Annotated in this window: 10 protein-coding genes and 1 pseudogene; 6 read left to right on the top strand and 5 right to left on the bottom strand. The window is 54.8% G+C overall.

All coding sequences use genetic code 11. The annotated features are described in order from the left end of the window. Positions 1 to 315: 315 nt before the first annotated feature. Positions 316 to 945 (bottom strand): DUF3885 domain-containing protein, encoded by a 630-nt coding sequence (locus AC1DIG_RS29020; protein ID WP_477770070.1) that lies wholly within the window; start codon positions 943 to 945, stop codon positions 316 to 318. A 289-nt stretch (positions 946 to 1234) separates the two neighbouring features. Between AC1DIG_RS29020 and AC1DIG_RS29025 the strand changes: the two genes are divergently transcribed. The 3 genes from AC1DIG_RS29025 (at position 1235) to AC1DIG_RS29035 (ending at position 4754) form a co-directional block, all read left to right on the top strand. Continuing rightward, complete coding sequence (locus tag AC1DIG_RS29025) at positions 1235 to 1876, top strand: hypothetical protein (protein ID WP_477770071.1); 642 nt, start codon at positions 1235 to 1237, stop codon at positions 1874 to 1876. 434 nt (positions 1877 to 2310) lie between these two features. Further along, positions 2311 to 3138: a hypothetical protein gene (locus tag AC1DIG_RS29030; protein ID WP_477770072.1), complete on the top strand. Its 828-nt coding sequence runs from the start codon at positions 2311 to 2313 to the stop codon at positions 3136 to 3138. A gap of 620 nt (positions 3139 to 3758) precedes the next feature. Further along, positions 3759 to 4754: an SEL1-like repeat protein gene (locus AC1DIG_RS29035; protein WP_477770073.1), complete on the top strand. Its 996-nt coding sequence runs from the start codon at positions 3759 to 3761 to the stop codon at positions 4752 to 4754. Positions 4755 to 4939: 185 nt separating this feature from the next. On the opposite strand, the gene AC1DIG_RS29040 is transcribed toward AC1DIG_RS29035, so the two are convergent. Then, the gene (locus tag AC1DIG_RS29040; RefSeq protein WP_477770074.1) at positions 4940 to 5881 is read right to left on the bottom strand and encodes an aromatic alcohol reductase; all 942 of its coding nucleotides are present in this window, start codon (positions 5879 to 5881) and stop codon (positions 4940 to 4942) included. A 96-nt stretch (positions 5882 to 5977) separates the two neighbouring features. On the opposite strand from AC1DIG_RS29040, the gene AC1DIG_RS29045 reads away from it, so the two are divergent. After that, positions 5978 to 6436, top strand: coding sequence for a winged helix-turn-helix transcriptional regulator (locus AC1DIG_RS29045; protein ID WP_477770075.1), 459 nt, complete (start codon positions 5978 to 5980; stop codon positions 6434 to 6436). A 220-nt stretch (positions 6437 to 6656) separates the two neighbouring features. Here the strand turns inward: AC1DIG_RS29045 and AC1DIG_RS29050 are convergent, their stop codons facing one another. Next, the gene (locus AC1DIG_RS29050; RefSeq protein WP_477770076.1) at positions 6657 to 7046 is read right to left on the bottom strand and encodes a MerR family transcriptional regulator; all 390 of its coding nucleotides are present in this window, start codon (positions 7044 to 7046) and stop codon (positions 6657 to 6659) included. Positions 7047 to 7120: 74 nt separating this feature from the next. Between AC1DIG_RS29050 and AC1DIG_RS29055 the strand changes: the two genes are divergently transcribed. Both AC1DIG_RS29055 and AC1DIG_RS29060 read left to right on the top strand, forming a co-directional pair. Continuing rightward, positions 7121 to 8188, top strand: coding sequence for an SDR family oxidoreductase (locus AC1DIG_RS29055; RefSeq protein WP_477770077.1), 1068 nt, complete (start codon positions 7121 to 7123; stop codon positions 8186 to 8188). 178 nt (positions 8189 to 8366) lie between these two features. Then, a complete protein-coding gene (locus tag AC1DIG_RS29060) occupies positions 8367 to 9266 on the top strand; it encodes a DMT family transporter (RefSeq protein ID WP_477770078.1) in 900 nt (299 codons plus the stop codon). Between the two features lie 23 nt (positions 9267 to 9289). On the opposite strand, the gene AC1DIG_RS29065 is transcribed toward AC1DIG_RS29060, so the two are convergent. Continuing rightward, positions 9290 to 10243 carry a hypothetical protein gene (locus tag AC1DIG_RS29065; RefSeq protein WP_477770079.1) on the bottom strand — a complete coding sequence of 318 codons (954 nt, stop codon included), beginning with the start codon at positions 10241 to 10243 and terminating at the stop codon, positions 9290 to 9292. A gap of 137 nt (positions 10244 to 10380) precedes the next feature. Next, positions 10381 to 10590: pseudogene (locus AC1DIG_RS29070) on the bottom strand (transposase); the annotation flags it as partial. Positions 10591 to 10957: the final 367 nt, after the last annotated feature.

Raw genomic sequence — 10957 nt, forward strand, 5'->3', positions numbered from 1 at the left:
TTTGGCCTGTTCTCAGGACTGGGGTGGTGTACCGCGCAGATTGTTTCGTTGCTGCCCAACGAACTTGGTTCGCTGGGAGGGGCTTTGGCGTTGCCGCTGTGGTTCGTCCACTGGCGGTTGGTGAGGCGGGTAAACAGGGTGATGGCGCTTGCTTGAGCGGTGGCGGATATAAAAAATGAAAATGGGGCAGACTTATTTATCTGCCATCAGCCTCGACGCAATGAAAAATAAATCTTTTTCAGTCCCTTTTCATTTTCCGACCCAAAGGAGACGGTGGCCCTGTGGCACAGTTCAGCTCCAATGTAAGCAATGAGGCTAGCGCGCAGGCCCTGCGAATGTGGTGTCCATCGAGTGTCGGTCGTAATCCAGCAGGTATGTATGATGCTGACGATACAGCTGTGCAAGCAGATCTTTGTTGGGGCCAACCACATCCATACCCCTGTCGTCATATGGGAAAACCATGACCCGCTTCTTCAAATTGAAGAGGTATAAAACGCAGTTGGGTTTAGGCTGAATTGCGGCAAAATCTCTTGCCAATGCACACCAAAGAAATGCTTGAAGCAGGGGTGCAGGCGCTTCAAATGCGATGTTGATCCAATACTCCGGTTTACTTTCGCAGTACCAATCCTCTGGATCTATCTCCTCGCTCCAGACTGACCGTTCAGTGGGGATGTCAATGCCAGCAGATCGAAGGGCGTAAATCGAGGCCCGATGAGCAAAATGGCTGCTGCCAGAGTGAATGCGCAGACAAGCAACAAGTGTCGCTTCATCAAGGAAGACATCGCCGCAGATCTGTGTTGATTTTCGTAGTGCTGATAGGAACGGCTCAATCACCCCGCCAGTTTCGGAGAGTTCAAAACGCAGACCTCCTGGATAGGAATAGAAAAGAGGTCTGGCAAATGCTTTGCCCCCAAAAATCCTCTCAATTTCAACCTGTAGATTCACTTGATCCCTTCGTGGCTAATAGCCCGACTCCATGGTTTGGGCGGTGGAAACGGATTCTACTGTAGACGTAAGATTTGAGCTAAGCGGAGCAGCTAGTGACTGCATTTTGCCGGTGTTGACCGGCAGCTATCGACCCATAGCGGTCACCCCCGGCAGCCATAAAATAGCGTTTGAATCCTACCAACCAGCCAAAGGGATATTCATAGAGAACCGCGACCTCCGAGGTTGTAGGGGGTGGGGGCAGAGCGCTACGCTGACGCCCCCCAACGCGCCCAAAATCAGGATCACAATGGACCGAATTAAGCTGCTCGCTTGCGCTGAAATGAACTGCATAAGCTTCGTGAATAACTTGGCACTGTCTGGCGCTACGCGGGAACAGCTCGGCCGAGGCAGGGTTCTTAGTAATTTTTGGAGCCAAATCTCCCGTAATGCGCTGGACCTAGCAGTTTTGGACTGGTGCCACGCTTTCGGCCAGCAAAATGATGCCTTGCATTGGAAGAAGGTGTTTCCGGATGACGAAGAAACATTTCGAGAGAGCATGCTCACCTCGATGGAAGTTTCCTTCGATGAGTTCAAGCAATTCCGAGAGCAGATGAAGGTTTACCGCGACAAGGACCTCGCGCACCTGGAGCTTCGCAACATTTCAATGATTCCCGCCATGAACAAAGCTATCCATTCCATGGCGTTCTACTACCATCAGATCCAGTGTGCGAAACGGGAATTAGGCATGCATTGCCGCGATCAAACTTTGTATGAATGGTTCGACAGCGCTAGCGCTAGGTTTGATCGTGATGCTGAACTGGCCTTCGGCGCTACGGGAACACCGCGTGGTCCGAACATTCCGAAGCGTCGCCAGCGTTGCGCGGGCCCACGTACTGACGAATCACTAGCGTCCGCTGATCTCACAACCTCGGAAGATCCGTCGTACTGATACCAGCTGCACTACGGTAATCGAATGTCTGCTTCTGGCCGATTCTGTTGATAAAGTCGGTTCGCCCAAACGGCCTGGTCGTTGACTGGTTAAAACGCCTTTTTTGCACACTGCTACGTGAAATCCGAGTCCGGTAGCCTCTGCCAAAAGTAAAGATTTCAATCTCGGACGCGTACTTTTTTGATGCGCAAACCATGGCCGACTTTTTCAACAGAATCGGCCGAAAGCGGTCTCTTCACTTGGTGCTTGTCCTGCTGCTCGCAGTGCTTCTGCTGCATTCATCCAGACCCTTTAGTCGGCCTATGCAGGCTGTTTAAGCTGATCCACGCTAGTTATCATCGACCGAGGTACGGTTCCCCTTGCTTTGTCGTATGGTTCGACATGTGAGGTGCTAATGCAGAGGCGTTCAGGAAATACGGGAAAAGGGAGTTGAAGTGATTACCAAAGATAGTCTACTGAGGGACGTCAAAGCCAAGGCGTTGGCTGAGGCGAAGATGCGGGGTCTTGATGAGTACGATGCTTGTGACCTCGTGCGGGAAGCGGAAGAGGTTGTAGAGGATTTCTTTGCGTACATCACGTGGACCAAGATCGCGGATGGCGTCATTCAGTCAAAAGACAGTGTTACCGAATGGCACCACCGGCAGTTGTACGAGTTTGAAAATGATTGGAAGCACTTAGAGCTTGACCGAGAATGTCTTCGAGAGGCAGCTGAGCGGTATCTGGATCGCCCATGGATGCAGAGCGGTAAGCTGGATTGGCTAGTCTTAGATGTACTCACGTACGCTGAGTATCAGGCCTTCGTTGATGAGGTGCGTAGCAAGACTCTCAGTCTGCAGGAATACGTTGCACTCAAGGTTGGAAGGCAAAAATCCTTCGGTTCAAAATGCTGGCCCACACTCGCTGTTCTATTGGAGTTGGGGGTGTGGCTGGTGGTTATCTGTTTATTGCTTTGGGTTTGGCCCCCCCTCGCTGGCGCTTATGCGGTGTATAGCTGCTGGTCCTTATGGAAAAGTAGCGCCGCCAAGAAGCGGAGAACTGCCGCCAGGAAGATGATAGATGCGGTGGCGCAGTCGATTAGTTCCACTTACTGCACCTTTTCAACGGTTAGTCAAAGCTGGTCAGTCGTGTGGGATCAGTTGCTCAAGAGTAGGCAGGATGGAGTGGTTTGGGATGGCGTAGTCTACCGTCTCGTCGAGGAGCGGATGAGTAGTATGGTCAAGGTGTCGCTACCTTATGACGCCTACAGTGCACGGACACCCTGAACATATATTTAAAGTGGGTAGCCTGAAGAAACACTGCAAGGTTTATCGCTTCGAGTAGCACCCGGCGCCATTCGCAAACTCACTCAAAGGAATTCGAAATGAAGACAGGGATAGTGGCTGCTGCACTGATATCAGCGATGTTAAGTAATCCGGTATTTGCTGATGGGAACGAGCTGATCAAAGAGTGTGCGGAAGTGGTCCGTAGCCATTAGCGACCGCTCGCTGCTGGCCGGGAGCAGTTTTCAGTCGAACGTCCGCTGTTGGCCGATTTCTGCCTGTCGCGACTGACCGAAATCGACCCAAAAACGGACGGCGCTGCCTATTTTTTAAAGCTACAGCCAGAGCCGTCGACACTTACATGCTTGCCACTTTAGATTTGGCTACTCACCCTTGGCTCCAGGCATCAGATAAGATTAATCGCAGAACGCGATCATTCAGGCGTAATCCGCTTCTATCCATTTAGCTCAGCTCTTTGGGAACCCAGTAAGAGCAGGGGCGCGAACCAGTCAATCGTAGAGCCCCCTTATATGCACTGTGCACGCTTGTTCTTTTTTGCGTTTTGCTTACTACAGTCAGTTAGCTATACGTATGCTTCGCAGGATCTAACCACTACTCAGAGAATGGCCGAACAGGGCGATGCCGATGCCCAGAACAACCTCGGTGTCAGTTATGCCGCCGGCCAAGGTGTTGTGCAGGATACCCGGCAGGCGGTCTACTGGTTCCGAAAGGCCGCCGAGCAGGGTAATGCCGATGCCCAGACCCACCTCGGATTCTGCTACGACCAGGGCCGAGGAGTTGAGCAGGACGTCCAGCAGGCGGTTTCCTGGTTCCGTAAGGCCGCTGAGCAGGGTAAGGCCGCAGCACAGAACAACCTCGGCGTCCGCTATATCAACGGCCAAGGGGTTGAGAAGGACTACCCGCAGGCGGTTTTCTGGTTCCGCAAGGCCGCTGAGCAAGGTTATGCCGCTGCCCAGGACAACCTCGGAATCCGGTACGCCTACGGCGGAGGGGTCATGAAGGACTACGAGCAGGCGGTTTTCTGGTTCCACAAGGCCGCTGAGCAAGGTAATGCCGCTGCCCAGGGCGACCTCGGCGTCCGCTACGAGACCGGCCAAGGGGTTGTGAAGGACTACGAGCAGGCGGTTTCCTGGTACCGCAAGGCCGCAGAACAAGGTTATGCCGCTGCCCAGGACAACCTCGGAGCTTGTTATGCCTCCGGACAGGGAGTCCCGCAGGACTACCAGCAGGCGGTTTTCTGGTTCCGCAAGGCTGCCGAACAGGGTGATGCCACCGGCCAGTTCAACCTCGGAGCCTGCTATGCCACCGGCCGAGGGGTTGCGCAGGATGACCAGCAGGCAACTTTCTGGTTCCACAAGGCCGCTGAGCAGGGTGATGCAGCCGCCCAGAACAACCTCGGAGTCCGCTACTCCCAGGGTAACGGAGTGGCTCAGGATAATAGCCAAGCGTATGTTTGGCTTTCTGTTGCTGCTGCCAATGGCCAGTCAAAAGCCGCAGATTATCGAAGTCATGTAGCTAAAAAACTATCCAAATCCCAACTGGCGGCAGCGCAAAAAATAGCGGGGCAGTATTGTGAGAAATACCAATCACGTCGCTGATTTCTGGCGTGCATATTCTTTTTATATGAGGGTCGTGCTGCCGGTTGTTCAGTTCTACCACTGACCGCTTCTGGTTGTGGATTCAACCGGTGGTGGCAGGCAGAAATCGGCCTAATGCAGCCCCTCACAACCTTGGGCGCTGAGCGCGGAAGATTGTGAGGCTGAAGCTCGCGCTGCTTTTGCGTTCAGATGTCTGCGAGGTTTTTCCGGGCCCACTGCTCGGCGGTAGTGACATGAATCGACTGCTGCTCGTTGAAAGTGCCCCCTTTAGGCCACGCCACACCTCTACCTTGGGCAAACACAGCGCGGTACTTCTTGATGTGGTGAGTCGGATCTTTCTCCAATTCCTGGAGCAAGTACGAAACAGTCCACACGTTACGTTTGAACGGGCGCCCCAGCACACGTTCAAGGAGGCTCGCAACCTCTCCATACGTCACAGTGTCTCCCGATAGATACACGATCTGGTTGCGGAAGCGCGGTTCGAAGAAAACGATTTCCGCTGTCAGCGCACCAATGTCGTCTGGAGTCGTGAGCGTCACGCTGTTCTCAAGACTGCCTAGCGCGTTCACGGTATCGTTTTCGAAGTCAACCACTTCGAATACAGGCTCGAAAAGGAAGCTGGTGAACATGCCCGTCGAGATGATCACCCATTCAGTTTTGTCCTGGGCGCGAAGCAATTCGCGTACATCAAGCTGAGCATCGAACAGATCTTGAGGACTGCCCCGACCAATCACCTCGAAGTCGACGCCAAACTGCCACGGGAAGTAGCGCTTCACTCCGGACTTGAGGGCTGCTGTAGCCAGCTTCATCGGGGTTTCCCGGCCTGCAACCATGCCTGCACAGCCTATTACGGTATCGAAGCGTGCGAACACTTCAGCCAGTTGATCGATCGAATTGTTCACCAAGTCTGCGGCCACCATCTGGATGCCGAGACCCCGAAGCTCATCGATTTCGACCTTTTTCTCGGGCACCTGCGTGTTGATGGTCGAATCCCTGAGCAGGACGCTGATTGTGGAACCGGGCGCGCGCTTTGCTACTCGCGCAAGATTGCGCAAAACCGGAAGCCCAAGCTCACCGGCGCCTAGAACGAGAATGGATTGGGGGGGAAGCTGGGTCACTTCGGTCATGATTTCTCCTGAGACCTGTTGCCTGTAAGATGGGCAAATGCTTGCACGATTGGGCAGCGCTCGTAAGAAGGCACATCTGTGATACCAGAGAAAGAAATGACCGATCAGGAGGCTCTCAGCCAGGCAGAGGCAATCTGCCGAACGCTCAGAGAAGACGATGATGGTGTCAGGCGGGAAGTGCTTGCTCATGCAGGCAGTCGCTGGTCGTTGGGTATCCTTCATGCCCTGGGGGTATACGGCACGATGCGCCATGCCGAGATAAAAAGGCAGATGACCGGTGTGACCCAGCGGATGTTGACGAAGACGCTACGCTCCATGGAGCGGGATGGCCTGCTGGTTCGGCGGGAGTTCGGTGAAATTCCGCCACGCGTCGAGTACGAGCTGACGCCGCTGGGTATGGGACTGTTGATCCGTATGTCCCCTATCTGGACTTGGGTAGTCGAGAACGTTGAGGACTTCCGCAAGGCGCGGCGTATTTTCGACAGTCAGGACGGCAAAAAACCTTCATGGCAAATCCCAACTGCCATTCCAGTAGATTCAGAAGCGCCTCAATAATCGTCTGCAACAATAATGCTAGAGGCTGCATCCCGTCATAGATAGACTTCAGAGCCAAGTATCGAATGGCTGCCGCATAGATGGCGCCCGTTTAACCACGCAAGGTCTTTAGGGCGGACGCTTACTGTCTAGGGCCTGGGCACAAGGTTTGAGAAAATGCGTAAGCGATGGACTTGAAACTGGAAGCAGGCTGCGGCTTCCGTTCCCGGATGCTGACAGTTCAGTTGGACGCGTTGTTTAGCTGCTGAAGCTCAAGTTGCCTGGCAGCACTGGCTTCGAGGTTTGCACGCTCTTGATCCAGATACCGATAAATGCTTTGGAAGTTGGCGATTCTCTGTTTGATTTCTGCCATCTTCTTTTCAATCAGCTTCGCACCGTCAGCACAATCGATCAGCTTGTTCCGCTGCGCATCCAGAATCTCGCCTATTTCCCCCAGGGAAAACCCCATGCTTTGCGCGCGCTGGATAAAGTCCAGATCCTGCAGAGTTTGCTCGGTGTAAACGCGATAGTTATTGGTTTGCCGCAGCGGTGAGATCAGGCCGATTTGCTCGTAGTAACGCAGCGTATGGCGGCTGGCGCCGCTGCGGGCCTCGAGTTCGCCGATTTTCATGAAAACACCGCTTGACTATAGAGTTGGGTCGATAGTTTACGCTTGATTTCTCACCTTAAACAAGGAACAGGGAAATGAGCGTGGAGTGCTTTGTCACGGGGGGTACCGGCTTCGTCGGTCAACATTTGGTGGCGTACCTGAGTGCAAAAGGTCACACCATTCGGGTGTTGATGCGTCGCCCAGAGCGACTAGCTGCACTGCGCGAGCAAGTCGATAATTTGGGCGGGTGCGCAACCCGGGTATTTGCCGTAGCTGGCGATCTGGAACGGGACAACCTCGGGCTGAGTCTTGCTGACCGAGAAGTGCTAAGGCACGCCAGAGTCATATTCCACCTGGGCGCCCACTTCGCATGGGGGCTTTCAGTGGAGCATTCTCGTGCGGTGAATGTGGAAGGGGCAAAGCGTGTGGCGCTGTTGGCAGCTGAGCAAAAAAGCCGTTTAGTGATGATCGGCGGCTACATGCTGAAAAATCATGAACATCTGCAACGCATCGGAATTGATCCTCGTTATCCGGAGTTGACGAATTGGCCTGCCGTCTACCGACATGTCGGTGGTTACGAGGGGAGCAAGCTGGAGGCGCATTTTGCGACCCTGGAGGTCATGTCTGCCAAGGGCGGGGAGATTACCGTTGTCCACCCTGCGACGGTCTGTGGCCACAGCCGCACGGGGCATATCCTTGATGGTCAGCCGCTGGTGGAGCTGATACGCAACCTTGTGCTGGGAAAGCTGACTGCAGTGCCCGGTACCGCCGAGCACTGGCTGCCACTGGTCACTGTGGATTACCTGGTCGAGATAGTGGCGGTTTGTGCTTTTGATCCTGCCATGGCGGGCCAGGAACTGCTGGCGCTTGATGACCAAACTCCCAACTTGCGAGAACTCCTGGTACAGGTGGCACAACCTTTGGGCTTAAAGTCTCCCAAGCATTACATTTCACTCCGATTGCTGAAGTTGCTACTGAGTATTCCTCCCGTCGCGTGGTTTTTGAATACAAAACCCGAAGCCTTGGACTTTATCCAGACCACTCGTTTTGATACAGCGGCGGTCGAGCAATTTGCCAACAGGCATGGAATAGCCAAACCGGATATACGTCAGTCTTTGCAGCACACTGCAACGTTCGTCAACTCATACATAGCCAAGGGCTAGGTCCTCTGACTTCTCCCTTGTCGACGACAAAAAGGCGCATAGCATCCTACTGGCCGATCCAGCGCTTATGCCACAATAAATACTGGGGTCGGCGGGATCTTCGTATCCTCAACCTTTGCGCCGTCGATATAGGGCGGCATTCTATCGAACGACAATTCAGCGACAGGGATCGTCATCAATGCAATCTACTTTCAGCAAAGGCGTCATATTTGCACTCTCCGCTGCGGCACTGAACGCAACGATCGGTGTACTCAGCAAAATACTCATGAGTAATGGTTTCACCGCTAGCAGTGTCGCTGTCATCAAGACCGTACTTGGTTGCGTGCTTCTCTCGATCTTATTGTTTTTCCTCAAGCGCCCGGCGGCATCGACCAAATGGACTCAGGCGGCTATCTGCGCATTCCTTGGCATCTTTGTGCTGTTCCATTTCGAAACGTCAGCCTATCGACACTACGCTGCGGCAGGTGTGGTGGTGGTGCTGATGGCCAGTGCCTCAATTTCCTCGATCATTCTGGGGCGCATTTTCCTCAAGGATGCCATCACCGCGAACGCTACCGTTGGCGCCGCACTGGCTATTGCCGGGATCTCGGTGATCTTCGGCGGCGACCTGCAGCAGGGCTTTACCCTGCAAGGTGCTGCGCTCGCCTGCATGGCCGGCTCCGGCTATGGGGCCTTTTCGGTTGCCATGAAGCGTATGGGGGTGTCGGGGGGGCTGCACTTCACACGACAATTGTTGTTCTTTGGCAGCCTGTACCTGCTGATGCCGGCTGCGGCCGATGGTTTCGCGATGGGCGAGCTGTCGCCACTGGCGATCGCCGCGCTGCTGGCGCTGGCCACACTGCCGACAATCCTGGGCTTCTTCTGCACCACCAAGGCCATCGAGTATCTCAAGCCATCCCAAGTGCAAGCGCTGGAGCTGACCGAGCCACTGTTCGCCGCGCTGCTGGCGTTTGTGGCGCTCAACGAAGTACCCCGCGAAAGCCTGTACGCGGGAGCGGCACTGATCATCCTCGGCCTGTGTTTCTCCAATGAACTAATCCGCTTGGGTAGCAAAGCATCCGTCCCTTCGACCGAGTGAGCTATTTTCGGATCCTGATTACTTTAGCAATCAGTGGTTTTTGAGTGTTCTGAGCGACTGACTGCTTCTGGCCGATTGCTGGCCGTCTCGTCCGGCCGGGGGCCGACGCTGGCTTGCGCTCTGTCCACCAGCCGTTGCACCCACTCGGCATCCTGGTTATTGACCACGGCGTAGCGGTCCGGGGGGAAAAATGTCCAGTGATGGGCGACCTCGACAAGGCGCTTGAGTTCATCGGCAGACACCCAATACGGCGTGTCGACCAATGGCATCGGCGCGCCACCGAAACGTCGGCCGAGAGGGAGGTTGGTGCCGGGGGCAAAGGCGATCGCCAGTTCCTGGCAGGGTTGCATTTGCTTGTCCGGCGTGGGCATTTTCCCAACCCGTCCATAGTTGAAGCTGCCCGGATATTCTTCCTTGAGCACCAGCCAGTGGCCCGCAGTAGTCTTGGCCAGGACCCATTGCGACACACCGCTGTCTTGCACGCATTCAAGCTTGCCGTTTGTCCATTGCATGAGGGTGTTGCAGTCCGGATCATAATCGGAGGACCACAGGCTGGTGCCAGATACCAGGCTATGGTGCTCAAGCTCGGCCAACCCTTGGTCCGGCATGGACTGCCAGTAGCGTTTGGTCGGGTCGTGGGCATCGCGCAAGAAGTTGCGAACCCCCCAGGCAGCCATGAAGAGCAGCGTCGCGAGGGTAAGCCAGCCAAAGGAGGCTCCGACGATCCGGTCAATATCCAGGCCGGGGGCGAATAACGAGCGATAGAGCAACAGGCCCAGTAAAAACGCGATACCCGGCAGAACAGGGCCAAAGCACAACGGCGGCACTAACACCTCGATCCAGCTGAAGCGGTGCCTGGACGCGTGCTCCCGCGCCCAGGCTTGCTCCTGGGCGAGCATCGGCGCCTGTTCGCGTGGGGCAATGCCTGGGGCGGGTGTCTGAAAGCGCATGGACAGTGTGTAGGGGTCATCTCTCATGGATCAAATCATGCTCTTGAAGTAATCGCTCTTCGGATACTTGAGTCATTCCTGCAACTCAGATCCAGTGACGTCCGACGCAGAATAAGGCGTAAGAATGAAATGCATACCTTCGAGTGACGCTTTTGGCTGTGGATTCAACCGGTCGATGCAACAGATTGGCTAAATCGTTCAGCGGGCGTTGCGTAGTTTAGTGTTTTCCGAGGGCGGCTATTTAGCTGCCTTGCTACTTCATTCAGTGTGGCTCGCTAGTGATCCGCCAGGTCAGTTCCTTTCGGGAAGTACTGCCTTAACAGCCCGTTGTTGTTCTCATTCGATCCCCGTTGCCAAGGACGATTGGGATCGCACCCTGATCGACGAAGATGAACTGTGCCAGGACCATAGCGTTTGCATGGAGCAGTATGAGCCAAGGCATGACTTCTGGATTTATGTCAGGCGTGTGGATTTTCAGCAGTTTCAGCTTGGGGATTAGCTTGGCAACTATCTTCCCTCAGCAGGTGCAAAGCGTTGGCTGATAGGGGAGGGCGTTGTAGGGGCTCGCCTGCGACCCGTGACCGCATTCAAGGCAAAATCCGCTGCGGCATAATGGCGACTGTCATTGATTGCGGGGTTCGCCGATGTTGCTCGTCGTCTTCAAGATTCTGCTGACCATCCCCGTGGCCTGGGCATTGGCGTGGCCCTTGCTACATCCTTCGGTGGCCGGGGGAATCTTCA

Source organism: Pseudomonas sp. 05N431 (assembly GCF_056397005.1).